Annotated in this window: 29 protein-coding genes, 1 tRNA gene and 1 pseudogene; 21 read left to right on the forward strand and 10 right to left on the reverse strand. The window is 63.3% G+C overall.

Going from position 1 to position 24,814, the window contains the following annotated elements; all coding sequences use genetic code 11:
- The first annotated feature begins 496 nt into the window (after window positions 1-496).
- The 10 genes from A9W99_RS09290 to A9W99_RS09335 are packed head-to-tail and all read left to right on the forward strand — an operon-like array spanning window position 497 to window position 5,701.
- A complete protein-coding gene (locus tag A9W99_RS09290) occupies window positions 497-1,201 on the forward strand; it encodes a hypothetical protein (RefSeq protein ID WP_067376056.1) in 705 nt (234 codons plus the stop codon).
- A 5-nt stretch (window positions 1,202-1,206) separates the two neighbouring features.
- Window positions 1,207-2,229 carry an SRPBCC family protein gene (locus A9W99_RS09295; RefSeq protein ID WP_082929924.1) on the forward strand — a complete coding sequence of 341 codons (1,023 nt, stop codon included), beginning with the start codon at window positions 1,207-1,209 and terminating at the stop codon, window positions 2,227-2,229.
- Window positions 2,226-2,639 (forward strand): gas vesicle protein GvpJ, encoded by a 414-nt coding sequence (gvpJ, locus tag A9W99_RS09300; protein ID WP_067376058.1) that lies wholly within the window; start codon window positions 2,226-2,228, stop codon window positions 2,637-2,639. Before A9W99_RS09295 ends, gvpJ begins: the two co-directional genes overlap by 4 nt.
- Window positions 2,636-3,433, forward strand: coding sequence for a GvpL/GvpF family gas vesicle protein (locus tag A9W99_RS09305; protein WP_067376061.1), 798 nt, complete (start codon window positions 2,636-2,638; stop codon window positions 3,431-3,433). The genes gvpJ and A9W99_RS09305 overlap by 4 nt, the downstream gene beginning before the upstream one ends.
- 3 nt (window positions 3,434-3,436) lie before the next feature.
- Window positions 3,437-3,694 (forward strand): gas vesicle protein GvpG, encoded by a 258-nt coding sequence (locus A9W99_RS09310; protein ID WP_067376063.1) that lies wholly within the window; start codon window positions 3,437-3,439, stop codon window positions 3,692-3,694.
- A 5-nt stretch (window positions 3,695-3,699) separates the two neighbouring features.
- Entirely contained in the window at window positions 3,700-4,020 is a 321-nt protein-coding gene (gene gvpO, locus A9W99_RS09315) for a gas vesicle protein GvpO (RefSeq protein WP_067376068.1), read from the forward strand.
- The gene (locus A9W99_RS09320; RefSeq protein ID WP_067376069.1) at window positions 4,017-4,397 is read left to right on the forward strand and encodes a gas vesicle protein; all 381 of its coding nucleotides are present in this window, start codon (window positions 4,017-4,019) and stop codon (window positions 4,395-4,397) included. The genes gvpO and A9W99_RS09320 overlap by 4 nt, the downstream gene beginning before the upstream one ends.
- Complete coding sequence (locus A9W99_RS09325) at window positions 4,387-5,163, forward strand: GvpL/GvpF family gas vesicle protein (RefSeq protein WP_067376071.1); 777 nt, start codon at window positions 4,387-4,389, stop codon at window positions 5,161-5,163. The genes A9W99_RS09320 and A9W99_RS09325 overlap by 11 nt, the downstream gene beginning before the upstream one ends.
- Window positions 5,160-5,366, forward strand: a complete 207-nt coding sequence (locus A9W99_RS09330; protein ID WP_067376073.1) for a gas vesicle protein — start codon at window positions 5,160-5,162, stop codon at window positions 5,364-5,366. Before A9W99_RS09325 ends, A9W99_RS09330 begins: the two co-directional genes overlap by 4 nt.
- Window positions 5,363-5,701, forward strand: a complete 339-nt coding sequence (locus tag A9W99_RS09335; protein WP_067376076.1) for a gas vesicle protein K — start codon at window positions 5,363-5,365, stop codon at window positions 5,699-5,701. The genes A9W99_RS09330 and A9W99_RS09335 overlap by 4 nt, the downstream gene beginning before the upstream one ends.
- A 31-nt stretch (window positions 5,702-5,732) precedes the next feature.
- Here A9W99_RS09335 and A9W99_RS27175 read toward each other — a convergent pair.
- From A9W99_RS27175 to A9W99_RS09345, 3 genes and pseudogenes are all read right to left on the reverse strand, one after another.
- Window positions 5,733-5,882, reverse strand: a pseudogene (locus A9W99_RS27175) (GlsB/YeaQ/YmgE family stress response membrane protein); the annotation flags it as partial.
- An 82-nt stretch (window positions 5,883-5,964) separates the two neighbouring features.
- A complete protein-coding gene (locus A9W99_RS09340) occupies window positions 5,965-6,558 on the reverse strand; it encodes a hypothetical protein (protein ID WP_067376118.1) in 594 nt (197 codons plus the stop codon).
- A gap of 189 nt (window positions 6,559-6,747) precedes the next feature.
- Window positions 6,748-7,572 (reverse strand): class I SAM-dependent methyltransferase, encoded by an 825-nt coding sequence (locus tag A9W99_RS09345; RefSeq protein ID WP_067376078.1) that lies wholly within the window; start codon window positions 7,570-7,572, stop codon window positions 6,748-6,750.
- A gap of 103 nt (window positions 7,573-7,675) precedes the next feature.
- Between A9W99_RS09345 and A9W99_RS09350 the strand changes: the two genes are divergently transcribed.
- The 4 genes from A9W99_RS09350 (at window position 7,676) to A9W99_RS09365 (ending at window position 10,900) form a co-directional block, all read left to right on the forward strand.
- Window positions 7,676-8,155: a VOC family protein gene (locus tag A9W99_RS09350; RefSeq protein ID WP_067376080.1), complete on the forward strand. Its 480-nt coding sequence runs from the start codon at window positions 7,676-7,678 to the stop codon at window positions 8,153-8,155.
- The gene (locus A9W99_RS09355) at window positions 8,152-9,594 is read left to right on the forward strand and encodes an NAD(P)/FAD-dependent oxidoreductase (RefSeq protein ID WP_253869705.1); all 1,443 of its coding nucleotides are present in this window, start codon (window positions 8,152-8,154) and stop codon (window positions 9,592-9,594) included. Before A9W99_RS09350 ends, A9W99_RS09355 begins: the two co-directional genes overlap by 4 nt.
- Window positions 9,595-9,646: 52 nt before the next feature.
- Window positions 9,647-10,276 (forward strand): hypothetical protein, encoded by a 630-nt coding sequence (locus A9W99_RS09360; protein ID WP_067376085.1) that lies wholly within the window; start codon window positions 9,647-9,649, stop codon window positions 10,274-10,276.
- A 147-nt stretch (window positions 10,277-10,423) separates the two neighbouring features.
- Window positions 10,424-10,900, forward strand: coding sequence for a hypothetical protein (locus A9W99_RS09365; RefSeq protein ID WP_067376086.1), 477 nt, complete (start codon window positions 10,424-10,426; stop codon window positions 10,898-10,900).
- Window positions 10,901-11,011: 111 nt separating this feature from the next.
- On the opposite strand, the gene A9W99_RS09370 is transcribed toward A9W99_RS09365, so the two are convergent.
- Together A9W99_RS09370 and A9W99_RS09375 are read right to left on the reverse strand one after the other, a co-directional pair.
- Window positions 11,012-11,479, reverse strand: coding sequence for a lipoprotein LpqH (locus tag A9W99_RS09370; RefSeq protein WP_067376088.1), 468 nt, complete (start codon window positions 11,477-11,479; stop codon window positions 11,012-11,014).
- 163 nt (window positions 11,480-11,642) lie between these two features.
- Window positions 11,643-12,926, reverse strand: a complete 1,284-nt coding sequence (locus A9W99_RS09375) for a glycosyltransferase (protein WP_067376090.1) — start codon at window positions 12,924-12,926, stop codon at window positions 11,643-11,645.
- 216 nt (window positions 12,927-13,142) lie between these two features.
- On the opposite strand from A9W99_RS09375, the gene A9W99_RS09380 reads away from it, so the two are divergent.
- Together A9W99_RS09380 and A9W99_RS09385 are read left to right on the forward strand one after the other, a co-directional pair.
- Window positions 13,143-14,726, forward strand: coding sequence for a GMC oxidoreductase (locus A9W99_RS09380; RefSeq protein ID WP_067376092.1), 1,584 nt, complete (start codon window positions 13,143-13,145; stop codon window positions 14,724-14,726).
- Window positions 14,723-15,709 (forward strand): alpha/beta hydrolase, encoded by a 987-nt coding sequence (locus A9W99_RS09385; RefSeq protein ID WP_067376094.1) that lies wholly within the window; start codon window positions 14,723-14,725, stop codon window positions 15,707-15,709. The genes A9W99_RS09380 and A9W99_RS09385 overlap by 4 nt, the downstream gene beginning before the upstream one ends.
- A 167-nt stretch (window positions 15,710-15,876) precedes the next feature.
- On the opposite strand, the gene A9W99_RS09390 is transcribed toward A9W99_RS09385, so the two are convergent.
- Both A9W99_RS09390 and A9W99_RS09395 read right to left on the reverse strand, forming a co-directional pair.
- Window positions 15,877-17,109 carry a serine hydrolase domain-containing protein gene (locus tag A9W99_RS09390; RefSeq protein WP_067376096.1) on the reverse strand — a complete coding sequence of 411 codons (1,233 nt, stop codon included), beginning with the start codon at window positions 17,107-17,109 and terminating at the stop codon, window positions 15,877-15,879.
- Between the two features lie 274 nt (window positions 17,110-17,383).
- Window positions 17,384-18,202, reverse strand: a complete 819-nt coding sequence (locus tag A9W99_RS09395; protein ID WP_082929925.1) for an endonuclease/exonuclease/phosphatase family protein — start codon at window positions 18,200-18,202, stop codon at window positions 17,384-17,386.
- A gap of 126 nt (window positions 18,203-18,328) precedes the next feature.
- On the opposite strand from A9W99_RS09395, the gene A9W99_RS09400 reads away from it, so the two are divergent.
- Window positions 18,329-18,814 (forward strand): DUF456 domain-containing protein, encoded by a 486-nt coding sequence (locus A9W99_RS09400; RefSeq protein WP_067376097.1) that lies wholly within the window; start codon window positions 18,329-18,331, stop codon window positions 18,812-18,814.
- A 159-nt stretch (window positions 18,815-18,973) separates the two neighbouring features.
- Here the strand turns inward: A9W99_RS09400 and A9W99_RS09405 are convergent, their stop codons facing one another.
- Both A9W99_RS09405 and A9W99_RS09410 read right to left on the reverse strand, forming a co-directional pair.
- A complete protein-coding gene (locus tag A9W99_RS09405) occupies window positions 18,974-19,765 on the reverse strand; it encodes an SDR family oxidoreductase (protein WP_067376098.1) in 792 nt (263 codons plus the stop codon).
- 122 nt (window positions 19,766-19,887) lie between these two features.
- Complete coding sequence (locus tag A9W99_RS09410) at window positions 19,888-20,802, reverse strand: alpha/beta hydrolase (protein WP_067376122.1); 915 nt, start codon at window positions 20,800-20,802, stop codon at window positions 19,888-19,890.
- A gap of 102 nt (window positions 20,803-20,904) precedes the next feature.
- Here A9W99_RS09410 and A9W99_RS09415 point away from each other — a divergent pair, with 102 nt between their 5' ends.
- Window positions 20,905-21,465: a TetR/AcrR family transcriptional regulator gene (locus tag A9W99_RS09415; RefSeq protein ID WP_067376124.1), complete on the forward strand. Its 561-nt coding sequence runs from the start codon at window positions 20,905-20,907 to the stop codon at window positions 21,463-21,465.
- 257 nt (window positions 21,466-21,722) lie between these two features.
- Here A9W99_RS09415 and A9W99_RS09420 read toward each other — a convergent pair.
- Window positions 21,723-21,796 (reverse strand) — tRNA-Gly (locus tag A9W99_RS09420).
- Window positions 21,797-21,997: 201 nt separating this feature from the next.
- Here A9W99_RS09420 and A9W99_RS09425 point away from each other — a divergent pair.
- The 3 genes from A9W99_RS09425 to A9W99_RS09435 form a co-directional block, all read left to right on the forward strand.
- Entirely contained in the window at window positions 21,998-22,657 is a 660-nt protein-coding gene (locus A9W99_RS09425) for a hypothetical protein (protein ID WP_172828841.1), read from the forward strand.
- A gap of 38 nt (window positions 22,658-22,695) precedes the next feature.
- Complete coding sequence (gene dcd / locus A9W99_RS09430; RefSeq protein WP_067376100.1) at window positions 22,696-23,268, forward strand: dCTP deaminase; 573 nt, start codon at window positions 22,696-22,698, stop codon at window positions 23,266-23,268.
- Between the two features lie 120 nt (window positions 23,269-23,388).
- The coding region (locus tag A9W99_RS09435) for a hypothetical protein (protein ID WP_067376102.1) at window positions 23,389-24,814 on the forward strand (1,426 nt) is incomplete at its 3' end.

Here is a 24,814-nt window from a genome sequence, read left to right on the forward strand (position 1 = left end):
GCATGTCGCCATGGCTGCCGGCAACTTCACGACGCTAATTCTCCAGAGCCGGCTTATTATCCCGCCCGGTGAGCCGGTCAATATTCACCCAAGTAAATATAGATCATCTAACTCAAACAATACTTGTTTTACAGCGGTTTAATAACCTTATCGGCAACAAATAGCACGGTGCTTTTTGGACGTTGTTAGCTACGTCAACGTAAGGAGGCAATATCTAGGGCGCCAGGGTAGCTGAGCTACCCGACTATGCCGTTGAACTGCAGGTGAGCGGCCATATCTCGCGCGGCAGGCAATCCTTGAGGGGTTGTCAGTGCGCCCGCACCGAGCCGCCGCAAAAAAACGTTGGCAAATTAACTGGGATCTCGGTTAATGCTTCCGCTGATCGGGTAGCCGACGAATATGCACCCATTTTAAGCCCTCGGGACGGCTTCGGAAGGGTTTCGCCGGTATTGCTCCGGCTGCAGTGACAAACGAATCGACACTAGGAGAGTAGGACATGTCGAACGGAGCCAAAGTCGCGCTGGCGGTGGGTGCTGGATACCTACTGGGAAGAACGCGCAAGATGCGGTTCGCGCTGATGCTCGCGGCGGCCGGGATAACCGGTAAGTTCCCGGCCCGTCCGGCCGATGTGGTGGCGCACGGCCTCAAATCGCTCGGCGGGTCGGCCGAGCTGAGTCGGCTGACCGAGCAATTGCGCGGCGAGGTGCTGGGAGCGGCAAGATCGGCCGCGCTTACGGCAGTGACAAATCAGGTCGATTCGCTCAACGATCGGTTGCAAGGGGTCACGACAGCCGTCGGTGCCGATGAAGTGCTCGATGACGTCGACAGGACCGTCGGTGACACCGTGGGCATAGTCGGCGGGCGGCGGCGTACGCGGCCCGCCGAGGACGAGTATCCCGAAGAGGATGATGCCTACGACGAGCCGGAATATGAGGACGAGGAACCGCTTGACGTCGACGAGGTGGACGACGATGACGACGAGGACCTTGATGACAGCGACATCGACGAGGAGCCGATCGAAGAGGAAGAGCCGCAGCCGCCGGTAACGAGACGGCGGGCGAGCAGAAGGGCCGTCGCACCCCGGACGTCGATAAGACGGGCGACGCGGGCGGCTTCACACGAAGAGTCGCGCGCCGGGGCCGCAAGACACCAGCGAGCAGCGGCGCCGACAAAGCGTTCGACTGTGCGGCGAGGTCGGTGATAACGATGGCGCAGACAGCCAAGGCGGCGAAGCGGCAGCCCGGCCGCGGCAAGCAAGCCACTGAGAACGATCTACCGCCAGGCCAATTGCGGACCTCTCTGCAACAGTTGGCGAGCACACTGACCGATCGCGCGGTTTCGTCGATGTCAGGCCGGCTTAGCGGTGCAACGGAGCGTTTGACCGATTACTCGCAGGGCGGTGGAGACAGTGGACTGCTGTCAGCCGTTACCGGTCTGGATGATCTGACTACACCGGTCAAGACCGCCGTCAAGACGGGGTTGAGCAACGCCGGCGAGAAGGTTACCGGCACACTCAAGAACGCCGCTGGGTCACTATTCGGCGGAAAGGGCAAGGGCGGAAAGAAGTCCAAGATCACCAACATCGTCGAGAACGTTGACGTAGGTGCGCCTGTGGAGCTGGTGTACCAGCAGTGGACGCAGTTCGCGGAGTTCCCGAAGTACATGAAGAAGCTGGAACAGGTAGAACAGGAGTCCGACGAGAAGTTGCGGTGGAAGGCGCAGGTCTTCCTCTCGCACCGCAGCTGGGAGTCGACGATCACGGAGCAGATTCCTAACGAGCGCATCGTCTGGAAATCCAAGGGCGACAAGGGCTATCTCGACGGCGCGGTCACATTCCACGAACTGGCGCCTAACCTCACCCGTGTGGTCGTGGTTCTGGAGTACCACCCGCAGGGGCTCTTCGAGCGGACCGGCAATCTGTGGCGAGCTCAAGGTCGGCGAATCAGGCTGGAGCTGAAGAACTTCCAGCGTTATGTGATGACCCAGACCGTGCTGCACCCCAACGATGTCGAGGGCTGGGAGGGCGAAATCCGCGACGGCGAAGTGGTCGACGACGGACGCGAGAAAGAAGGCGAAGAAGACAAGCGAACGAAATCCGGTTCAGGGACCAAGCAAAGGCGAACAACTGACCAAAGTCGCACATCCAGGCGTGCCAGCTCCAGCCGCACGAGTGGACGCACGACTTCCAGCCGGCGCCGTGTCCCGGCCAAGGGAGGGAATAGAGCATGACTACTGCCATTCAGCCAGCAGGCGGCACGAGTGGGTCGCCAGGCGGACCGAGCTCGAGCAGCCTTGCCGACGTGCTCGACACAATCTTGGATAAGGGTCTGGTAATCGATGCCTACGTCCGCGTCTCACTGGTGGGCATCGAGTTGTTGACCATCGACGCCCGTGTGGTCGTCGCCAGTGTCGACACCTATCTGCGATTCGCGGAGGCGGTCAACCGCCTCGACATAGCAGAGGAGGACCCCAAAGCGGGTCTGCCTGAAATTGTGGACGACGTCACGTCTGGGGCGGCCAAGAGCAAGACGCAGGGCGTACTGGATGCGGCAGGCGAGAAGCTGGGGGACTTACTCAATCAAAAAGAGCCACAGCGGAAGAAAGCAACCCGGGTGCGAAGCCAGCGGGAGGACCGATGAGCACTTCACAGGAAACGAAGGATCGGTCTGACCGGTCACAAAACGGCAGCGCCGTTTACGTGTACGGGATCGTTCCGGGCGACGTCGAGGTCGAGGAATCCGCTCAGGGCGTCTGTGATCCGCCCGTAGCGGTGGATATCGTCCACGAGGGGGACATCGCGGCTCTTGTCAGCGTCATTTCCACCGATTGCGCGCTGGGCACCCCCGAAGATCTGCAAGCGCACGCAAAGCTATTGGACGGTACGGCTCGCGTCGCGCCGGTCCTGCCGTTGCGGTTTGGCGCCGTTATGACCGACGAGGAGGCCGTGGCGGAAGAACTGCTGCGGGATCACCATGACGAATTTGCCCAAGCGCTCAAAGCTCTTGAAGGTCAAGCCGAATACATCGTCAAGGGCCGCTACGTTGAGAAAGCCTTCCTCACCCGGCTGTTATCGGAGAACGAACAGGCGCAACAGCTGGCGGCCGACATCCGCGACAAGTCCGAAGACGCGTCGCGGAATTCGCGGATCGCGCTAGGCGAACTCATTTCGAATGCCGTTGAGGCAATGCGGGAAACCGATACCAAAGCTGTGATCGAGGAGCTTGACGGCATTGCCAAACAGGTCAACCCGCGTGATCCGACACACGAGTGGGACGCCGTCCACGTCGCCCTGCTGGGAGAGGTCGAGCGTCAAAGCGAGCTGGAAGAGCTATTGGAACGGCTGAACGAAAATGCCGACGGACGAATGCAATTGCGGTTGCTGGGCCCGTTGGCCGCGTACGACTTCGTCGTCGCCGGCGCCGCGGAGGGCTGAGGGGTGGGGCTCTTCTCCGGCATCGTATTGCTGCCGCTGGCTCCGGTGCGCGGAGTGATCCGGCTCGCCGAGGTCATCCAGGAGCACGTAGAGCAGGAACTGCACAACCCTGCTCACACCCGCCGGAAACTCGAAGAACTCGCGCAAGCGCGAGAGCGTGGTGAAATCTCGGCCGACGAGGAAAGGCAACTCCAAAGAAAGATTCTTGAGCCCAGGGTCAAGCCGGCGAACCCAGATACCCCGGCTCCTGAGGAGGACTGAGAAAAATGCCAAGGCGCGCCCGCACAGAATCGCAATATGACCGCGACGAGCCGGCGCTGACGGCCCGAGAAGCCGTCGACGTCGTTCGGGAGAACATCACCGAGATCGCCGGTGGAGAACCTGTGCGGATCACTTCGGTGGCGCCCAGCGACGAAGGCGGCTGGATCGTCGAAGTCGAAACCGTTGAGGACAGACGCATTCCGTCGTCCGCCGACATGCTCGCCCTCTACGAAGTGGAACTCGATTCCGACGGGGAGATGCTGGCGTATCGAAGACTCCGTCGCTACATGCGAGGCCAGACCGACAACGGAGGTGCGCCGGAGTGACTCTCGTCCCTGGCGATGACTTCTCGCCCGCGCAGCAGAGGGGCGGGTCCGCTATGTCCGGCCCGCAGTCGACGAACCTCGGCGACATCTTGGAGCGCGTGCTTGACACCGGGATCGTCATCGCCGGCGACATCCGGGTAAATCTCCTTGACATCGAGCTCCTGACGATCAAGTTGCGGTTGGTCGTCGCGTCTCTTGAGACGGCCAAGGAAGCCGGAATCAATTGGTGGGAAAACGATCCGTGGCTGACAGGCAAGTCATCCGAACTCCAACTCGAGAACGAACGGCTGCGAAAACGTATCGAACAGCTTGAGCAGGGGAACGGTCAGCGGCCTCCGATCAAAGGCCGAGCCGTGGAGCACGAGGATGTCGACTGAAGGCGTTTGGATGTATGCGGTTGTCCGTGCGGAATTGGCCGCCGACGGCTTTGGTCGCCTGCTGGGTGTCGCTGGTAGACCGGTGCGGGCCGTGACTGCTGCCGGTCTAACGGCAGCCGTCGAAACCGTCGGTCTTGATCAGTTCGGCGAGGAGCCGCTGCGCCAGAACCTGGAAGACTTCGACTGGTTGGCGGCTACGGCACGTGCCCATGATGCAGTGATTTCCGCGATCGCCCAAAACGGTCCGATCGTTCCGATGCGCATCGCGACGGTATTCCTTGACGACGCCCGGGTACGTGAGTTGCTGGAAGCCAGGACGGACTACTTTGTTGCCGCGTTGGAGCGGGTTACTGCGCGAGACGAGTTGGGCGTCAAGGCATATGCCGACCCCAAGATGCTCACCGGTGATATCGAACCGAGTGAATCGAGTGGGAAGCTTTCGGGCACTGCGTATCTCATGCGGCGCCGTAAGGCACTCGCCGCGCAGGACGATGCCTTTCGCATCGCCGCCGCGCACGCCGAACGCATTCACGCCGGACTGTTGAAACACGCGGTCGACGGGAAACGCAAGCCGGCAAGCGATCGCCGTCTTTCTGGGCGCGAGGGCTGGACGGTGCTGAATGGGACGTATCTCGTGGCGAAGGACGAGGTCGACGCGTTCAGGGCAGCGGTCGCGACCATTGAACGGAACACGCCGGGCATCGAACTCGAGATCACTGGTCCCTGGCCGCCGTATTCGTTCGCCGGTGACGCGGTCGGCACGTGACTGAGGTATTGCCCGCGGATAACGACCGAGAGCTCGCTCTGGTCGACCTGCTCGATCGCGTGCTGGCCGGAGGTGTAGTAATCAGCGGCGACGTCACGCTGTCGATCGCAGACGTGGATTTGGTCGTCATTTCTTTGCGTACTTTGATTTCGTCGGTGGGTTCGTTGCTGCCCGAAGACCTTTCGCTGGACGGCGCCGGATGACCGAACCCGATCACGAGGTGCAGCGCACCGACCTCGCTGCGCCGAGGCAGCGCATAAATTCCGATCCCGAATCCGTTGAACGTGGCTTGGTCAGCCTGGTGCTCACTCTGGTGGAGTTGCTGCGTCAGCTGATGGAACGTCAGGCCATTCGACGGGTCGACCGCGGTGATTTGACTGATGAGCAGATCGAACGCATCGGGACAACGTTGATGCTGTTGGAAGAGAAGATGACTGAGTTGCGCGAGCACTTTGATCTGAAGCCCGAGGACCTCAACATCGACTTGGGCCCGCTGGGCCCTTTGCTTCCGACAACGGACAACAAGCGAGCCGGCTGAGCGTGTCAGCCGGCTCGTCTTGATGCAGCCGTCAACGTCGCAGAATGCCCGATCGTCTACGTGTCCACGCGGCTGCGACGATGGCGACACCACCCGCCGCCACGATGACCTGAACCAAGAGTTCCAGCCAATCGACGCCACTGGTGTCGGTCGGGATATGGATCGCGCGAGCCAGCGCCGTATCGGCCTGAATGCGCCGTTGCTCAGCCGCTACACAGCGTCACAACGTCGGCATATCGGGGTCAACCGAATCACAGCCACCCTCAGCGGGTCGGCCCGGGCTGAGTCGGTTGGCCGGATACCGGACCGCCAGCCGGCGGCGGACCGGTCGGCGCATCCTTGACCCCGGACATCTGAGTGATCGGGGCGGCAGGCACAGCATCCAGGGGAGCGCCAGCGGCCGCCGGACCGCCCAGCGCGATCAGGGGAGCGCCGGCAGGTATCACCGGCGCGACTGGCACCGGAGCACCCGCCGGCACCGGCGGCACGATCGGCAGCGGCGCCCCCAGGGGCCCGGGCACTGCCACTGGGACACCCGCCGGGACCGGTGCGATACCAGACATGTCAGTGAGAGCAGCGCCGCATACAGGTCCGCCGGCGGCTACGGGTCCGGCAGCTACCGGCCCACCAGCTGCTACGGGCCCACCGGCAGCAGCGGGTCCACCACCAGCTATGGGTCCGCCGGCAGCTGCCGGTCCGCCCGCGCCGGCCGGGACCTCGCCCGCCTGCTGGTGCGTACACGCGGGGCCGCCCGTTATCAGCGGTGCGGCTGCAGCGTCTGGGCTCAACGCGATAGCGGCTCCGCACAACCCAGCGCAGGCCACTGTTTTGATGTTGAACCAATCGACGATCGCCATCAGCGTCGCCTCCTTATTCGCGCTCAGGTAGTCCCGCAATTGCTGCGCGGAACCGCATAGCCGTACCGAAGTCGTGTTTCGACAACCGGGCCAATTGTCAGCAGCAAAATCTGGAGCACCGACACGCCGCACCGCGGCGTTTCCAAATAGTGACGTGCGGACGCCGCTGATCAAGGGCGCTGGGCAGAGTTAGACGTCCCGGCTGGGTTTTCGACCCCAGGCGGCGACCACCAAGCCACCCCGGTAGAGAAACGAAGGATCTTCCAGGGCGCGTTGCGCGTCCGACACGTCGGACTGCCCCACAACTCCGCTGGCGACCATGGCGTCATCCACGGGCCGAAAGGACTGAATCATCAACTGCGACATTGGGCTGCGACCGGGCCCCACCAAAGCAACGCCCTCATTCCCCAGATCGATCAGGTCCAGCCGCGTCATGTGGACCGGTAGGGTACGGCCGAAGCGCAGATCCATCACGCCGCGTGCCAGTAAAAACATGATCCGGGCCTGGGCGCACCGGTCAAATGCCGCGGCGAATGGATGAGCCGGGTCAGCCGCCTCAACGGTGCCGTTGTCGACGTCTTCGATCATCAGCCAGCCACCGGGCTTCAGCGCAGTGGCCAAGCGCCGGAGCACTGCTACTGGATCGCGCAGATGCATCAAGACATTTCGAGCGTGTACGAGGTCATACGACGACGGCTCGATGGGATCTTGAGTTATGTCGCATCGACGGACCTCGACGTTTTGTGCGTTGATGTCGCTGAGAAACCGCACATCGAGGTCAGCGGCCACGACTTTCCCGGCGAAACCTACCCGTTGAGCGAGCCAGCGCGTTACGGACCCCGCGCCGGCACCCACCTCAAGGCATCGCCAACCTTGGGTGACACCGATCGCGTCAAGCTGACGGAGCGTGGACGGATCGTTGAACCGCTCGATCAACCGCAAGCGCGTGAGTTCGCCGGCCGCTTCGTGGTCGGTCCAGAAGTAGCCGTCGCTCCGGGTTTCCTGTTGGCTCAAACAATCCCCTTAGAACGGCTGCGGCGCGGTATCTGGCTACGGTATCGCGCGAATTTGCGGATATCAGTCTGACAGCGCCTGGGTGCGCCGCTAATGTGAGAACGTGCTTACCGGTCTGGCCCACACCGGTGTGTGCGTGCCCGACTGCGAGGCCGCAGTGGCGTTCTACCGGGACGTGCTGGGCATGCGGGTGCTCTCGCCGCCGTACGTGATGGACGGCGACGCGATCCGCGACGACATGGGTCAACTGGTCGCGGACCCCACGATGAAGGCGGCGATTGTCGGCTTCGACGGTTACGGCGACCGGGTGCTCGAGGTGATCGAGTATCTGGGTGCCGAGGGAACCGAGCAGCGGAGCAACGCGGCCCTCACGGACTTCGGCCTGTCGCACGTCGGATTGATTTGCGACGACGTCGAAGCCACCCGGGCGGAATTGGAAAGCAAGGGTGTGCGATTTCTCGTCGATGGCGTCGCGGATGTCGCCCGGGTGCGCACCACATGGTTCGTCGACCCGTGGGGAGTGGTGTTCATTCTCGTGGAGAAGAGCAGGCCCGAGCGACCGTACTTTGCGCAGTGGCCGTGAAACCGCGAGTCGCGGTCATCGGCGCGGGCGCCGGTGGCATCGCGATGGCTATTCAACTTCTCGACAGTGGTTGGGGTGAAGGCGATTTCACGATCTTCGACCGTGCCGACGGGTTCGGCGGGACGTGGCGGCACAACACGTTTCCCGGCGCGGCGTGCGATGTGCCGTCGCACCTGTACTCGTATTCGTTCGCGCTCAACCCGAGGTGGAGCAAGACGTATGCGAACCAGCCCGAGATTCTGGACTACCTCGAAGCGGTGGCGATCAAAGGCGGGCTTGACCGGCACCTGCGCGCCAACACGCGGATCGACACGATGCAATGGTCGGACCGCGAGCACCGCTGGACGCTGACTACCGACGACGGCTCCGAGCACGACTTCGATGTGGTGGTCAGTGCGGTGGGAATGCTTGACGTACCGAACATTCCAGCGATACCCGGCGCGGAGACGTTCCGTGGTCGCGCATTTCACTCGTCGCGGTGGGACCACAGTCGTTCGACCGCCGGTGAGCGCGTCGCATCGATCGGCACCGGGGCCAGTGCGATCCAGTACGTTCCGGCAATTGCGCCAGAAACCACGCACCTCACCGTGTTTCAGCGCTCCGCGATCTGGGTGGCGCCGCGATTCGATTTTCCGTACACACCCGAGCAGCAAGAGCTGTTCGAGCGCGACCCGCGCGAGGCGCAGAAAATCCGTGACGAAGTCTGGAACGCGTACGAGGCATCAAGCTTCGACGCCGAGTCCGACCAGATCCGCGAAGCCACCGAGCTCGCGTACAGCTACCTGATGCGCAAGGTGGCCGATCCCGTGCTGCGCGCGAAACTCACACCGGACTACCCGGCGGGGTGCAAGCGCCCGTTGATGTCACGCGAGTGGTTCCCGACCTTCGCGCTGCCGAACGTGCGGCTGGAGACGTCGCCGATAATCCGGTTCACCGAGAATGGGCTACTGACTGCCGACGGCAACGAGCATCGGGTCGACACGGTCATCTACGGCACCGGTTTCAAGGCCGCCGACTACCTCAGCAGCATCGACGTCTACGGCGGCGGTGGGCGGCGGCTCCGCGACGATTGGCGCGAAGGCGCTGAGGCTTACCTGGGCACCCTCGTCGCCGGATATCCGAACTTATTCGTTCTGTACGGTCCAAACACCAACGGCGTCAACTCAATTCTGTATATCCACGAGGTCCAGTCCGACCTCGTCCGGCGCCTGCTGGACTTGATGGCTGAGCGCAGAGCCAGCGCGATCGAAGTGAAACGCGAAGCGCAGGACGCGTACAACGCCGAGCTTCAAGCGGCGATGCAGGGCAAGGTCTGGCTGGCTTGCGACAACTATTTTCGTCATCCGAGCGGCAAAGTCGTCACGCAGCTGCCGTTTTCCGGCAAGGACTTCGCCGACCGTGCCCGGAATGTGGCTGTCAAAGACTTCCACCTGTGCTGACGGCAGGCAGTGGGCGTCGCAAGTGCCGGTACGCGCGTAAACTCCGTGGTCCATGTATCAAGGGCCGGCGACACTGCTGCAGAATCAATCCCAGACCCGACGGGTGTTCTGGTTCGTCGGCGGCGGCATACTGCTGCTGACCGTTGTGGCGGTGCTTCTGCTGCCCGCAGGTTACAAGCGCTACGCCGCATACGTCGGCGCCGGGGCGATGCTCGCTGTGTACCCGGCGGCGTTGTCGCGCTCGTTCAAGCCGAAGCTGGTTCCCGTCAATTTGTACGTCGACCAGACCGGCATCTACGTCGACAACGCTCCGCTGGCACGGCGCGAGGACATCACGCAGGCATACATCCGGCCTGCTTTCGACAAGAAGACGCACCGCTACTCGGGCGGCTACGGATCGTCGATGGGTCCGTACCGGTTCAGCATCACGACGCCGGCGTACCCCTTGACGCTCGAAATGATGACTCGGAGCGGCCAGCTGAATATCGATCCAGGCGGTGAGGGCCCCGCCGGCGAAATCCTGACCGCTCTGGGCATTCCCGTAACCACGTGCGCGCCGGATTACCGGCCGCAGCCCAGCCGGAGTAGTTGGGTGGCCACGGCGGTGATCATCGTGGTGTTCGTGGCAGCGTTTCTCGGCTACTACTTCTTCATGGCGTACAAAACGATGCATCGCCACTGAGGATGGGTGGAAAACCTTGGCTCTGATAGGTTTTCGGCCGCGCCGACGAGATCGCAGGGCAGGGATGCCTGTGAGCTTGATTCGCGTACTCGTGCGCACTACGCGAGCATTGGCCGAAGCGGTTAGCCACGAAACGGGAGCAGGTTGATGTTCGACGATCCGGCGCGCCTCGCCAAGTTCTTCGCTCGCGCCAATACGGTCGTTCGGCCTTTGCTTAAATCACCATTTCACTCGCTAGCCAGCGGTCGCTTGATGCTCTTGAGCTACACAGGCGGCAAGACGGGCAAGCGGTACAGCTTCGCTACCGGCTATTTCCCTTGGGATGACGGCGACATAATCATTCTGAGCTCTGCCAACTGGCCCAAGACGTTCGGCGGTGCGCGAAATGTGGAGGTACTCATCAAGCGCCACTGGTTCGCTGCGCAGCCAACCGTAATCCGGCAACTCGAGCAGAAGGCAAGCATGCTCGGTGAGTTCGCCAAGCGCAATGGACCTCGAGCCGCAAGGGGACTGATGCTAGGCCTACCGGCAGATCGTCAGCCGGACCAGCAAGAGCTGTTCGATGCGGCAGCCAAGACGACGATCGTCCGCTTCGCGATAGAACCCAAGGCGGGATCGACCTGAAACCCTGGTGCTTCGCGCAGCCGATGACAGGAATCGAACCCCGCGTATTCAGCTCGAGGAACAAATGCGACACCCTTTGGATGATGGGTGTCACCCTCCGGTTGTAGACGGCTACGGACAGGTCACCGTCATTTCGAACGGCTTGCTCACCATCGGTCCCGGGTTGGCCAGGTCGGTCATATTGCGACCCGTCGCGACGCCGCTGATCTTGTAGGTGTTGCCGTTCTTGGTGGCGTCTGCCTTGCCGGTGGGGTCTACGCTGCGCAAGTACCCCATCGACACGCCATCGAACGTGCCCACTCCCACATAGTTGACGACCGGGTTATCGCCTTGCGTTACGGCAGCGCCGATGCCACTGTCGGATCCTCTGATTTTGATGTCGATAATGCCCTCACGCGCTGGGCATTCAACCGGTCCCTGCGCTTTCTGGTCCTTGCCATCGACTACCAGCTTCGCTGTCCCTGGAGCAGGGGCACCTGTGCTCTGGGTTGTGCTCGAGTGGCCCCCGCCACCGCACGCAGCCAGGGACCCAGCCATGATCGCCACGCCGCCAACGACTCCCAGGAACTTTTGCTTCACAGTTCTCCTTCGCCTGTGTCGTCGTCTGACGTTTTTTCGACTGACGAAACGTACTGTAGGGCCCTCCTGAGACTCGCGTGCTCGTTTGCTGCATCAAGGCTGCGACATGCGCAAGTACGCGGTCACACCGTGCTTGGCGGTGACACCACCATTCGGCCGGAATCTAGCCGTGAACATCGCCGGTCAGATCGCGGGCAGGGTGGACACGCAATAGCGACGACTGGCCGAGCAGTCGTTGCTCGATGAGGTCGGCGCCGCGCGCGACGCCGCCGGTCGCGGCGTACCCCTGAGCCACGCGGCGCGCTCCGGCGGACATGGTGATCGCCTGACGCACCTTGGCGTGTAAGCGGGCCGTGGTCAGCTTCCTATTCGGTAGGCGCGTTCCGCAGCGAGCAACTTCGACCCGGCGGGCGACCTCGAATTGATCGCGCGCTTGCGGCACCACACACACCGGCACCCCGCGCTCGAGGGCTTTTTGAGTAGCACCCATTCCGCCATGCGTCACGGCGCAGACAGCGCGCTCCAGCACGACACTGTGCGGCACGAACTCGCGGACCGTCGCATTCGGCGGCACCGTGAGATTGTCGGGTATCCCGGCGGGAAAGGTCGCGATCACATGGAGCGGCTCGTCGGCAAGAGCGAGCATCGTCAATTGGGCCAGATTGGTTTCCCGCCCGCGTTCCGAGGATGTCGACACCAGCACGATGTCGCGGTTGATGCGGTCCAGCCAGTCTGGAGCAGAGTGGGGGGCAGGGTCGAAGGAGCACGGACCGATCATCTGAACAGACTCACCCCAGTCGGGATGAGGATACTCAAACGGCTCGCCCCCCGCGACCAGCATCAGCGGTGCTCGCCGCAAGTAGGCGTCACCAGAGTCCACTGGTGCGGCCCCGACCTCGGCACGGAGCTTGTTCAGCCGCGGGAGCATTGGCTTCTCGATAAATCCCGTTATCAACGGACGCAAAGCCTCGTCACGCAAGCGTCCGATCAGGCCGGGCCACGGCCGCAAGCCTGGACCGAACGGGGGCATACCGCGCGACCGGAGGTAGGGGGTGAACGGCCAAAAGGACAGCCAGGGTATGCCGCTGACATCTGCCACTGAAGCTGCGCCGCCGCAATTCGAGTCGATGATCAGCACATCAGGCCGCACGTCGACGATCGCGGCACGCAGGTCGCCGACTTCGAACTCGGCCCGCTTGGCGAAGGTATCGAACGCGAGCTTCATGGCGGCACGCAGATTTGGAGCCTTCTCGTCATGCCGGGAAATTGCCTCGATCCGCTGATCGACGGCCTGCGTGGCGAACCCGAGTTCGCGACCGGTCTCAACGCCGGCTTTTAATGTCCGCAGCGCGATGTTGTGACCTCGGCCGCGTAGCTCGATAAGCAACGCACAGATTGGATAAAGATGCCCAAGGGCCGGTGTGGTGTAAGCCAGTATCTCCCCCATTTCTCCTGATACCCACTCAGGCGAAGTTTTCACTCAAAGATTCCGGCTCAGCCGGCGTCCGTGCGCCGAGGCCTGTTCGAACAGTGTCACGACACCGCTGCCAGAGATCTCGTACGTCGAGCTAACGGTCACACCGCAATCGCGCTTTTCGGCCTGCGAGCGGAAAACTTACGTCTACGATCCTTCACGGCCCGCCGACCGAAGGATGGCTCCCCGATGACTGTTGCGCCCGGTGGTTCGGACGGAACTGAGCCGCTACCGTCAACTGCCATCGTGCGACCCGCGGACAGCGACACCTTTGCTGCCGACGTCGTGATCATCGGCTCGGGAATGGGCGGCTCCACCGTGGCATGGGCGCTCAAGGACTCCGGATTGTCTGTACTGGTCGTCGAGCGCGGGCACTTTCTTCCACGCGAACCGGAAAACGCAAGTGTCGAAGAGATGTTTATCAAGAAGCGCTATAAGACCGCCGAACCATGGTTCGACGGACACACCGGACAGCCGTTCGACCCCGGCGTGCACTACTGGGTGGGCGGCAATACCAAGTTCTATGGAGCCAGCCTGTCCCGCTTTCGGCGCACGGACTTCGAAGAAGTGCAGCACTACGACGGCATCTCACCTAAGTGGCCGTTCAGTTACGGCGATATGGAGCCCTACTACTGCGCGGCGGAAACGCTCTACGAAGTACATGGCCGGACAGGCGAAGATCCCACTGAACCACCCCGCTCCTGCGACTTTCCCTATCCGGCGCTGGACCATGAGCCCGCGGTGGAGCGTTTCGCGGGCTCGTTGAAACGTCAGGGGCTGCACCCCTATCACATGTCCTGCGGCATGAACGTGCAGACCATGGACGATCGGCGAGCGGTCGAGGCAGCGGACGGCCTGCCCGTCCAGGGCGCAAAGAGCGACGCAGAGAACCGCGCCCTGCGACCAGCCCTGCGCTCGGGGAATGTGCGCATCCTCATCGACACACGGGTGGACCGGTTGCTCACCCAACGGGACGGCTCACGGGTGGTCGCCGCTCAGGCTGTCGTGAACGGGCAGCCCATTCTGATCCAAGGTGATGCGTTCGTCGTGTGCGCAGGTGCAGTCAATTCCGCGACTTTACTGATGAGGTCGGCCACCGACACGCATCCGAACGGTCTGGCCAATTCCTCGGGGCTGCTGGGACGCAACTATATGGTGCACAACAGCACCTTTCTCGTAGGCGTCAGTCCGTTCCGGCGGAACCGGACCGCGTGGCAGAAAACCCTCGGAGTCAACGACTGGTACGTCGCGGGCCCGGACACTCCCTATCCGCTGGGCAATTTGCAGATGCTTGGAAAGCTGCAGTCCGCCCACATCAAAGGCGTGCATCCCTGGGCGCCACGATGGGCGCTGACGTTCGCGACCGACCGGAGCTTGGACCTCTACCTCACCACAGAGGATTTGCCGCGGCGGGAAAATCGTGTCCGAATCGATGGCGATAGAACCATCTTGGAGTGGACACCGAACAACGTCACACCGCACGTCGAGTTGGTCAGGCGCGTATCGCGCGCGGTTCGGAAGGCGGGTTACCCGATCACCGTGACCGAGCGCAAAGGCATAACCGCCAATGGCCACATGTGTGGAACCGCGGTCGCCGGCGCCGACGCTCGCGACAGCGTCCTCGACCCCTGGTGTCGCAGCCATGACGTGCCCAACTTGTGGATCGTCGACGGCTCGTTTTTCCCGTCCTCGGCTGCGCTCAATCCCGCCCTGACCATCGCCGCGAACGCGCTCCGGGTGGCACCGAAACTCACCGCTAGCCTTCGATCATGAAGAAGCTCGCAGCGCTCGCCGCTGGCGGGCTCGCCGCGCTGGCCGCCCGGCGGTATGTCGCGATGCGTGATGCGCTCGCTCATGTGGAGCCCGAGCTGCGCAGCCCTGTGCTGCCGTTTGTGACGGTCACACACTCGGCCAAGACGCTGCCAGTACTCCGCCTCGCATACCGAGTCACGATGTCGCCCGGACCTGGTGTCGATGTCGTGACGCGGACTGTCGGCCAATCGGTAACCCGCGTGCTGGTCATCACTCCTGAAGGGCACGGAACGAATCGGCCCGCGGTGCTGGCGCTGCACGGGGGCGGGATGATCGTCGGGTCTCCGCAACTCGAGCTCGTGACTCATGGACGGCTCGCGAGGGAGTTGGGTGCTGTCGTCGTGTCCCCGGACTACCGCTTGGCGCCTGGAAACCCTTTCCCTGCAGCACTTGACGACTGCATGGCGACGTTGCAGTGGATGCGCCAGAACGCCGACGACTTGGGTATCGATGCCGATCGCATCGCCGTCGTCGGAAGAAGCGCGGGCGGCGGATTGGCGGCGGCCGTCGCTCAGCGCAGCCACGATGAGGGATTCACACTGCGCGCTCAGGGACTTATGTATCCGATGCTCGACGACCGCACGGTTCTGAACGATGATGACGAGGGCCGCGGCCGGCTCGTCTGGACTCCCGAATCGAACCGGTTTGCATGGACGGCGTACCTCGGGCGAGAGCCGCGGATGTCTGATGCGCCGGCTTATGCAGCGCCTGCGCGACGCGATGACCTGTCCGGCCTTCCGCCCGCCTGGATCGGCGTCGGCGAGTTGGACCTCTACTACGGCGAGGACGTGGCGTATGCGGAGAAGCTACGTGCATGCGGTGTGCCGTGTGAGCTGATCACTGTCCCGCGGATGTACCACGCCGCGGACGGCTACGCGCAGAAGGCGCAGTCGATGGAGACGTTCATTCAGGGTTTGGTCAACCATTTGACGGCACATTTGTGATGCTCGCCGGCGGTTTTGTACCGGACTTTTGTGCCGCGCTGGCGTAGCTAGGCGAGGAGCCGATGACGGGAATCGATCCCGCGTATTTACGGAGGGGTACGGAAGTAGGAGCCGACGGCTAGGCGCTGGCCTGTCTGGGCGCCCGAAGTGGTGGCAGCATTCGACACTCAGCTTTGCGGCCTGGATCCCAGAACATCCTCGAAGAGGGCTTTGCGCAGGGCGGACTCTCGCGGGTCTATCGCGTGGAAACCCAACTTGTTCATCGCGTAGGAGTACCCGATCCCGGTGTCTGGATCGGCGAACCCGAAGGAGCCGCCGAGCCCCGGCGTTCCGAACGCTTTGTCCGAGGAACCAAAGGCAAGCTTTTCTGGGATGGGCCTGGCAAAGCCGAGGGAGTACGAGGTGTCGACGAGGAAGACCTTGTCGCGCAATCCGCGTGTAGGCGATATCGGAGGCTTTGTCAGTGCGTCCAGGATGGCCGGAGTCAACCCGATGTCAGCACCCCCGGTGGCGGCGCTCCCATAGAGCTTCGCGATCGAGCGGGCGGTGCCGATGCCTCCCCCGGAGGGAATTTCGAGCACCCGCACTTCCTCGCGGTTGAAGTCTTGCGGAACTCTGAACCCTTTGGCGATGCGGCACGACCGGGCCGGCAGCCCCAACGGATTCAGCAGCCCCGAAAGCACGAAAGCCGGCGACATCGTGTTGAGGTGCAGCAGCATCTTGTACGGGGACCACATATGCAAGTGCGCTACCCGGTCGCGGTTCACTGAGGTCGGCAGCCCGATGCAGAAGTCCAGCCCCAGCGGTTCGGCGATCTCATCGGAGAAGAACCGGCCCAGGGTGCGGCCCGCCGGGTCGACTCGGCGGATAAGTTCGGCTTCATACCAGCCGAGCGTCCAGCCGTGGTAGCCGTGCCTCGTCCCAGGGGTCCACGCGGGCGCCTGGGCTGCGAGCTTGGGCGACATCCTCGTTGGCTCGGCCAAGTCGGTCAGGGTGAGTGGCGGCTTGATCGCGGACAGTCCGGCTTGATGTGACAGCAGTTGCCGCACCGTGACCGTGTCCTTGCCGGCCTGTGCGAACTCCGGCCAGTAGTCGGCAACTTTGGCGTCGTAGGAGAGCAGCCCTCGCGAGGCGGCCAGCGCAACGGCAAGCGCCGCAACACCTTTCGTGGTAGAGAACACGTTGACGACGGTGTCGTGCTGCCACGGTGCCATGGTGACCCCATTGCGGAATCCGCCCCATAGATCAACGACTTTGCGCCCGTCGCGATAGACGGCGAAGGCGGCCCCGACCTCTTGGCCGCTGCTTAGGTTGCGACGAAAGGCGTCGGCCACCTTCCCGTATCGCTCGTCCACGTCTCCGCTCATCAGATCGGCCGAAACCTTCACCTTTGGGACCATCTTTGCTCCACTGGCCTGGCTGAATGGGGTGGCGACACTGCGATCGCTTGTAGTGGATGGTATTTGCGCGGTCATCGACCCGAGGCAGAACGACAGACGCCGAGATACAGCACCCTAGACGCGGGAACGGCAGGGACAGTTAGGGGACCGGCGACCCTGTGCCCTGAAACAGAGGGGCGAAACCCCCTGGGCAAGGAGCCGATGACGGGAATCGAACTCGCGTATCAGCTTGGGAATGCTGGCGGTTTCTCGGACGCAAAATGGTTCGGCCCGATTATTGCGGGGCAGGGCACGCTAATTGGGCGACGACACCGAAATGATCGCTGGGCCAGACACCGCGGCGCGGCGCGTCGCATACGACGGCCGCGTCGAGCACCTTGCCCGCGCCGTCAGTGATGGGCACGCCTACGAAGATGTAGTCGATGCGCTGATCCGGTGTCGGGTCCTGCGCCGTGTACGGGTTGGTGTTGTTCCAGGTGAAGCCAAGCTCACCGGGATGGGTCACTTCGAAGGCGTCGAACAGGTGAAGACTGTGACCGTCCGATCCGTGCAGGCCGCGGATGAATAGCACCTCGGTCGATTCCGGGCGGGCGTTGAAGTCGCCACAGACAATCGGGGGGAAATCGCCAGAGTCCGTCACGACGAAGTCGGCGAGCTGACGGACCTGTGCCTGGCGCACCCAGCCCTGGTCGAACCGGTGAGACAAGTGGGTTGAGGTGACCGACACCAGACGGTTGCGAACGCGGACATCGACGGTCAGCGCGCCGCGAGGCTCGATGTTTGACCCCGCCAGGGTCAGCCGGAGCGACCGCGAGTCGACGATCGGCCAGCGGCTCAGAACCGCGTTGCCGAAATCGCTGCGGCCGGAGCGCACGTACGCGGCGGCGTACACCGCGTCCATCCCGGTCTGCTCGGCCAGCCACGTCGCCTGACACAATTCCGGTGACCGAGTCGCCTCCTGCAACGCGACCACATCAGGGCGAATCTCGGTGAACCAGTCGACGAGCGCGTGCTTGCGCTCCTCCCAAAGGTGATCGCCCCAAATGTTCAACGTCATCACCGTCAGCGCATCGTCCTGATCGGGTGACGTCACACCTCGATCCTATGTGGCACGATTTCTACGCAGAGATGTTCGCGTCCCGGCAACGATCAGCGCCTGACGCGGCATGGGCCCGTAGGGATGATCCCTGGCAGCGGCCACTCGAGATACGTTGAGAACATGAGTGCTGCCGGCATCGTCCTCGTAGCACTCGCGATCGCCGTCGGAATTATCGGCATCGTGGTGCCGCTACTGCCGGGCACGCTGCTGGTGTTCGGCGCGATCGTGGTGTGGGCCGTCGTCGAGAACAACATCACCGCGTGGGTGACACTCGGCGTGGTGACCGCGCTGCTCGGTGTGGCGACATTGATCAAATACACCTGGCCCGTGAAGCGGATGCGGGCCGCCGACGTGCGCACGCTGAGTCTGGTAGCCGGCGCGATTGTGGGCATCATTGGTTTCTTCGTAATCCCGGTGATCGGCCTGGTGATCGGCTTCGTGCTGGGTGTCTACGTGGCGGAGCTGGCCGCCCGCGGAGACCAGCGGCTGGCATGGACCTCGACGAAGCACGCCGTGAAAGGTGTCGCGTTGTCGGTGGGTGTCGAGTTGGCTGCCGCACTGCTCGCCACCGCCGCGTGGGTGTGGGGGGTGTACCTAACCCAGTAGGCAATCAAAATCAGCGGCGTGGCCAGCGACAGCAACCGAAGCGGTCGGCGAAGCAACAGCGCCCTAAGAAGTGAACCCCCAAGCCGACCTACAGCGAAAATGTTGTGCCGCTGCACGCTCAGACGCCGCCCATAACGCGACCAGCGACTTGGAGTTGATCTACTTAAAAGGATTGAGCGTGCGGCCCAGGAAGTACTGAATGCGCTGTGGGACTGGTCGTATGGCGGCGGCTGTGAGCTTGTTGACGGTGCCCGGTATGCAGACGGGCTTGCCGCTGGTCACGGCGGCCCATCCTTCGCGCACAACGGGTTCAGGCTGTTGCCACATGAAGCTCGGCAGTCGGTCGGCAGCATCGCGGGTGCCCATCACGTCGTGGAACTCGCTGTGAGTGAAGCCAGGGCAGAGCGCGGTGACATGGATGCCGTGGGGTTTGAGTTCCATGTCGAGGGATTGGGACATGTTCAGTACGTAGGACTTGATGCCGGTGTACAGCAGCCCTTCTCCCGGCGGGGACATCGCAGCGAGTGAGGACAGGTTGATGATGTGTCCCCAGCCTCGTTGCTTCATGCCGGGGATGGCTCGGTGAATCAATTCGGTCACTGCAGTGACCATGAGTTGAAGTTCTCCGGCGACCGAGTCCCATGGTGTGTCGGAAAATTTGGTGCTCGCCGAAAGTCCTGCGTTATTGATAAGCACGTCGATGGGTAGGCCCAGTTCGGTTGCGCGGCTGATGATCGCAGCAGGGGCAGCGGGATCGGTGAGGTCGGCGGCGAATACTTCGGCGCGCACGCCGTGCTGTTGGTGTATTTGGGTGGCCAGTTCTTCGAGACGCTCGGCGCGCCGGGCGACGAGCAGCACGTCGTAGCCCTCAGTGGCGAGGTGGCGAGCGAAGGCCGCTCCAATGCCGGCAGATGCCCCCGTAATCAGGGCGGCACGTCGGGTCGTGTTCATGGGTGGGTGTTCCTTACTGGTAGGCGTCGGCCACCATGGCCGACGGATCGGGGGTGCGCATGTGTAGTGTGCTGCGGCGGTGGGGTGTCTCCTGGATCGAGACGCAGCCTGGCGCGTTGGGGTCACACCAGTGGGACGTGGCGATTTAGGAAGTCGATCTGGTCGGTCACTATCCCGTCGAAGTGCGGGTCCAGGTACGGCTCGAAGTGCGCGCAGTCATATGAGCGGACATCACCGCGGGGGATCCGGGCCACGATCTTCTGGGCTTTCGCGTACGGCGTCACGTCATCACGTTTTGCTAGCTGCACCAGGGTCGGCGCGGTGATGTTTGCGACCTTGCGTCCCGGTGAGTAGAACGGGATCCGCAACACGATGCGGGCGGCGACGTCGTTCTCGGCGAGTAGTTCTTCGCGCTTGTCCCCGGCCATCCGCTCGACGAGCTCGGCGGCCCCCGGGGAGGTCATCATCGCGACGTCACCTGGGTAGCCGATGGCTGCTGTCCGGTAGGGCGGGCGCCCGAGCCATGCGCCGATTTGGTCGCGCAGGCCGGCGAGGATCAACCGCGCTACCAGTTTTGGGGATTGGGTAAAGGTCGACGCTGGGCCACTGACGTGGGGGACCTGGACGATAGCGGCTGCGAGACCGTGGTCGTGGGCGGCCAAGTTGAGAACGTGACCACCGCCGAAAGAGGAACCCCAGGCCACGACCCGGGTGGGGTCGACACCGTCCAGGCTGCGGGCGTAGGCGATGGCGGCCCGCCAATCAGCGTGCTGTTTGGCGATGTCAAGGATGCGACGGGGTTGTCCTTCGCTGGCACCCCAGTGTCGGTAGTCGAACACCAGGGCGGCATAACCCGCCTGGGCGAGTCGTGCGGCGTAGGCGTCCAGGCGCAGTTCGCGGAAGGCGGCGAACCCGTGGGCCAGTACGACGATGGGCGGGTTCTCAGCGCCATTAGGCCGGTACAGCCACGCCGCACAAGTCGTGCCCTCGGACATAAAAGTGACGTCGTGCCGGACGTAGCCGCGTGGTTGGTTCATCGTCGGGGTCTCCATCGGGTATCTTGAATGACGTTCAACAAAAGCTAACCGGTTCTTGAATGTCGTTCAACAAAGTGTGATCTAGTCGACGCAGAGGGAATGATGGCACGGAACAAACGCCCTCAGGCCGCCGAAGAGAAGCGTGCAGAAATTGTCGCGGCAGCACGACGGCTGTTCATCGACGCTGGCTACGACACCACCCCGATGAGTCGGCTGGCGAAGGAGGCCGGGGTGGCACCGAACACCATCTACTGGTATTTCGGGGATAAGGACGACGTTTTAATCGCTGTGCTCGACTCCGTCATGGCCGACATCTGGCCGCAGTACCAACAAGTTGCGACCGAACCGATCCCGGCTCGGGTGCTATGGGTGGTTCGCCAGTTACACCAGATGAGCCGCCTAGTGACGACCGTGCACGCCCGCGTCGAACATTCGGCCTCCATTGCCGAGTGGCATCGAAACTTCCATCTGATCACCGGCAGTATGTTCCGTTACGAATTGGAGACTGCGGGAGTCTCAACGTCGACTGTGGAAGCCGAAGTGATGATCGGCATCTTCACCGTCGAAGGACTCCTGATGCATGACCTGAATGAGATCGAGCAACGCACCATTTGCGACGTCCTGGCTTCACGCTGGACTATGACCCAACCGCACCCGTCCTGAGCAGGGAAGTTGACGTGCGGTCTGTTGCCTAGGCTGGCCATCTCTTTTCCAGCGCACTGGATCGGCGGCAACTCCGACGCTCGGGGTGTGCCAGGCTGGCGAGCCCAAGACCTTGCGGTCAAGTTCTAGGCCCTCAATGGGGCTGCAACCGTCTCCCTCAACACTGTCCCGGCAACCTACTCTTCGATGGCACGGGACCGTTACGGGGCCGCCCGCCGTGGCCGGGAATAGCAACGGGGCGAATGCCCTGGTCAAGGTGGAGCCGATGACGGGAATCGAACCCGCGTATTCAGCTTGGGAAGCTGATGTTCTGCCATTGAACTACATCGGCGCGCTCGACACAGAAGGCTAGCATCCGCCGTCGACCCGACGAGGAGGCCTCGGCGGGTGTCGCCCGCCGCCCGCAACGCCTCAAATCGCCCTAATTAAGCAATCCGATTAGTTCTTACACACGCCTAATAGCAGTCGGCCAATTCCAAGTGCGCGACGTTATCGTTTCGTTATTTCGCCGTGATCTCGTATCCTCCATCGGGTGGGCAGGCACTCATTACCCAAGAAGCGTCGAAATCCGTCGCTGCGCCTCGCTCTGGCACTCGGGCCAGCCGCCGCCTTCTTGGCTGCGGCAGGGAACGTTCACGCAGGTCCCAACCACGTCGCTGCCAAGCCGGCAACCGTCGTCGACGATGCTCCCCGTAGCGCGCAGATAGTGGCGGCATCGATTGCCCCGAAACGGAATATGTCCAATGCCGCACCAGGAATGGATAATGAGGGCGAATTCACAGCGGCGTCGAGATTGCGGATCGGATCACGCTTCTTGTCCGCCGGTGTCGCCTCGGAGCGCGGTCTACAAGTAAGGACGATCTTGGCGGCCCGCGCCATCAGCGAAGCCTTTCCCGAGATTCACGAAATCGGCGGCTGTCGGCCCGACGCGCTGCCCTGGCACCCCAACGGCTTGGCGATTGACGTCATGATTCCAAATCCGAGCAGCGCTGAGGGCATCGAACTTGGTGACCGGATCGTCGCGTTCGTGCTGGCTAACGCGGATCGGTTCGGGATGCAGGACGCGATCTGGCGCGGCGTCTACTACACGCCAGGCGGATCGCAGCCCAGCCGCCTCGGCCACTATGACCACGTCCACGTCACCACCACCGGCGGTGGATATCCGACCGGCCAGGAAATCTACCTGCGCTGAGCCCGGGCTGTTCGCTATCAGGGCGATAGGCTCGTCGCGTGCTGCTCTCCGATCGTGACCTCAGGGCCGAAATCGCCGCAGGGCGGGTAGGCATCGACCCGTTCGACGACGCTTTGGTGCAGCCGTCCAGCATCGACGTGCGGCTGGACAGCCTGTTCCGGGTGTTCAACAACACGCGCTACACCCACATCGATCCCGCAAAGCAGCAGGACGAGCTGACCAGCCTGGTCGAACCCATCGACGGAGAACCGTTCGTGCTGCATCCCGGCGAGTTCGTGCTCGGGTCGACGCTGGAGCTGTTCAGCCTGCCCGACGACCTCGCCGGGCGCCTGGAAGGCAAATCCTCCCTGGGTCGGCTGGGCCTGCTGACCCACTCGACCGCGGGCTTCATCGACCCGGGTTTCAGCGGTCACATCACGCTGGAGCTGTCCAACGTCGCGAACCTGCCGATCACTCTGTGGCCGGGCATGAAGATCGGTCAGCTGTGCATTCTGCGGTTGACCAGCCCGGCTGAACATCCTTATGGCAGTTCACGTGTCGGGTCGAAGTACCAGGGGCAGCGCGGTCCGACGCCGTCGCGCTCCTACCAGAACTTCATACGATCTACATAGCTCCGCCGGGGTGCCAACACAACCGCTCTGCGCGATACTTAGATGGTCTGCGCTTTTCTCCTCCGCGCAGCCAACGGCCACAGCAAAGCCTTTGGAGGGGTCTTGAATATCGTGCTCGGGATGTCGATGGCACCGTCGTCCATCCAGATGGTCCTGGTAGAAGGTGAAAACGCGGACGGCGCCACGGTCGAAGAGGACGAGATCGGCGTTGTCGCGGCCGATGACCCGGCCACCAGCGCGTCCGGCCACGCCATTGCCGCCATTCTCGGTACCCGAGAAGGTGCGAACGACGCCGGCTTGCGGTTGACTTCCATCGGCGTGGCATGGACCGACCAGCTGGAGGCCCACGCTCTGCGCGACGCGCTGGCGGCACACAAGGTCAAGAACGTGATGCTGGTCTCGGCCTTCCTGGCCGCGGCCGCCCTGACGCAATCGGTCGGCGCCGCAACGGGTTACGAGCGCACCGCAGTGCTTTTCGTGGAGCCCGACAGCGCCACGCTGGCCGTCGTCGAAACAGCCGACGGTTCCATCTCAGACATCCGGGCTTCCAGCCGGACCGCTCTCGCGGACCTGGTCAACATGGTGGTCGGGCTCGAGAGGCTGGGATCCGCGGTCGGCGGCGTGTTCGTGATCGGTTCCGGCGTCGACGTCGCGCCGCTCAAGCCGCATTTGGAGGCGGCGACTTCGCTTGCCGTGAACGTGCCGGAGGAGCCGGGCACCGCGCTGGCCCGGGGGGCGGCGCTAGCGTCGGCGAACGCGCCGTTGTTCGCGTCCTCGACCGCCGCGCTGGCGTACTCACTGGACCCCGGCACCGGTGCGGTGAACCCGTCGGTGCTCCCTGACTACCTGAAGGTGCCCGATGTCCCCATGGGCGACGAGCTCGCCTACAGCGCAGTGCCCGACGACGACGCCGACACCCCGACCGTCGTCATCAAACCCGTTGCCAGTCCCGGCGGAAGGCGGTCCCACCGCAAGCCCGTCTTACTGCTCGGCAGCAGCGTGGCGGTGGTCGCTATCGCCGCCGTCGTAGCGCTGGAGATAGCGACGGCGGTCAACATTCGCAAGGATGTGGTTGCTTTGCAGCCCGCTCCCGACCAGAACCTCATCGTGCCGACGCAGCAGGCTCCTGCACCGACGCCAGCCGAGGTGCCCGCCGCCCAGCCGAAGGTCGAAATGCCCGCGCAGGCGCCCGCGCCCAAGCCGCTGAACCCCGTGGTGGCTCCGGCGGCTCCGGCTCCCGCGCCTGCCGCTCCGGCACCTGCTGTTCCGGCTCCCGCGGCACCGGTTCCCGCCGCTCCCATTCCGGCGCCGGCGGCTCCGGCTCCCGCGCCTCCGGTAGTGCCAGTTCCAGTAGTGGTTCCAGTTCCCATACCGCCACTTCTTGCACCGCGTCCCGAGCCGGCGGCACGCCCGCCGGTGGTACAGCTTCCGCCGCTGCAATCACCGCCGCGGCCGGCTATCCCGCCGCGCGGAGAGGTGCCCGGATCGCCACCGCAAATCGGCGGGCCGGTTCCACAGCAGCCCGTGCGCCAAAGCCCCCCGGGCC

Source organism: Mycobacterium sp. 1164966.3, assembly GCF_001665395.1.
GTDB lineage: Bacteria > Actinomycetota > Actinomycetes > Mycobacteriales > Mycobacteriaceae > Mycobacterium.

Excerpts from the sequence above, each read along its gene's own strand:
- A9W99_RS09295 (WP_082929924.1), top strand. The coding sequence starts at position 1,207 with ATGGCGCAGACAGCCAAGGCGGCGAAGCGGCAGCCCGGCCGCGGCAAG.
- A9W99_RS09385 (WP_067376094.1), top strand. The coding sequence starts at position 14,723 with ATGAAGAAGCTCGCAGCGCTCGCCGCTGGCGGGCTCGCCGCGCTGGCC.
- A9W99_RS09290 (WP_067376056.1), top strand. The coding sequence starts at position 497 with ATGTCGAACGGAGCCAAAGTCGCGCTGGCGGTGGGTGCTGGATACCTA.
- A9W99_RS09360 (WP_067376085.1), top strand. The coding sequence starts at position 9,647 with ATGTATCAAGGGCCGGCGACACTGCTGCAGAATCAATCCCAGACCCGA.
- A9W99_RS09325 (WP_067376071.1), top strand. The coding sequence starts at position 4,387 with ATGTCGACTGAAGGCGTTTGGATGTATGCGGTTGTCCGTGCGGAATTG.
- A9W99_RS09405 (WP_067376098.1), bottom strand. The coding sequence starts at position 19,765 with ATGAACACGACCCGACGTGCCGCCCTGATTACGGGGGCATCTGCCGGC.
- A9W99_RS09340 (WP_067376118.1), bottom strand. The coding sequence starts at position 6,558 with ATGGCGATCGTCGATTGGTTCAACATCAAAACAGTGGCCTGCGCTGGG.
- A9W99_RS09380 (WP_067376092.1), top strand. The coding sequence starts at position 13,143 with ATGACTGTTGCGCCCGGTGGTTCGGACGGAACTGAGCCGCTACCGTCA.
- A9W99_RS09305 (WP_067376061.1), top strand. The coding sequence starts at position 2,636 with ATGAGCACTTCACAGGAAACGAAGGATCGGTCTGACCGGTCACAAAAC.
- A9W99_RS09390 (WP_067376096.1), bottom strand. The coding sequence starts at position 17,109 with ATGGTCCCAAAGGTGAAGGTTTCGGCCGATCTGATGAGCGGAGACGTG.
- A9W99_RS09415 (WP_067376124.1), top strand. The coding sequence starts at position 20,905 with ATGGCACGGAACAAACGCCCTCAGGCCGCCGAAGAGAAGCGTGCAGAA.
- gvpJ (WP_067376058.1), top strand. The coding sequence starts at position 2,226 with ATGACTACTGCCATTCAGCCAGCAGGCGGCACGAGTGGGTCGCCAGGC.
- A9W99_RS09335 (WP_067376076.1), top strand. The coding sequence starts at position 5,363 with ATGACCGAACCCGATCACGAGGTGCAGCGCACCGACCTCGCTGCGCCG.
- A9W99_RS09410 (WP_067376122.1), bottom strand. The coding sequence starts at position 20,802 with ATGAACCAACCACGCGGCTACGTCCGGCACGACGTCACTTTTATGTCC.
- A9W99_RS09375 (WP_067376090.1), bottom strand. The coding sequence starts at position 12,926 with ATGGGGGAGATACTGGCTTACACCACACCGGCCCTTGGGCATCTTTAT.
- A9W99_RS09365 (WP_067376086.1), top strand. The coding sequence starts at position 10,424 with ATGTTCGACGATCCGGCGCGCCTCGCCAAGTTCTTCGCTCGCGCCAAT.
- gvpO (WP_067376068.1), top strand. The coding sequence starts at position 3,700 with ATGCCAAGGCGCGCCCGCACAGAATCGCAATATGACCGCGACGAGCCG.
- A9W99_RS09400 (WP_067376097.1), top strand. The coding sequence starts at position 18,329 with ATGAGTGCTGCCGGCATCGTCCTCGTAGCACTCGCGATCGCCGTCGGA.